The following is a 525-nucleotide window of genomic DNA, read 5'->3' as shown; positions in this document are numbered from 1 at the left end:
GTTTCTGACAGCCCTATTCTGTCGCAGCGGAGCGAGGACAAGGCCGACAAGGTTCAGATCAAGCTCATCCAGGAGGACACGAAGTCCGCCACGCAAGGCGTCAATTGCTCGGTGACGACGCCCAAAAAGGCGCAGAACGTGGAGAGCCCGAAGGCTTCGGTCGATCCCGCAAGTGGCCGGGCGTCCCTGGAACAGGCCAATCCGGACATCAAAGGCTCTTCGGCGTTCACCTCGACCGGGTCGGAATCGGGCGCTGTCGGCGGCAATGCCGGTGAAAGGGGCCAGTTGGATATCACCGGCCAGGTTCTCGGCGGCATGAACGGCAGCATGTCGACGGTGGCCCCCAACAAGCAGGTCTTCGAGACCATGGGGCAGGATGTCGGGACCGACAAAACGCTCATGGAAGCCTTCGACCGCAACAGCGCAATTCGCGCCCAAGGCGGCTTGACCTTCAACGAGGTGATCCAGGCAACCGGCTTCTTCGCCCAAGCTTTCAACGTGCGAAACATCGGCACAGCCACACTG

General features: G+C 61.3%; 1 pseudogene. It reads left to right on the top strand.

The features are described 5' to 3' along the window. Positions 1-525 (top strand): annotated as a pseudogene (locus EN749_RS36945) (hypothetical protein); the annotation flags it as partial.

The organism is Mesorhizobium sp. M7A.F.Ca.ET.027.02.1.1, from assembly GCF_004022985.1.
Classification (GTDB): Bacteria; Pseudomonadota; Alphaproteobacteria; order Rhizobiales; family Rhizobiaceae; genus Mesorhizobium.
Note: the sequence above shows the minus strand (reverse complement) of the source record. Positions and strands in the feature narration are given on the sequence as shown.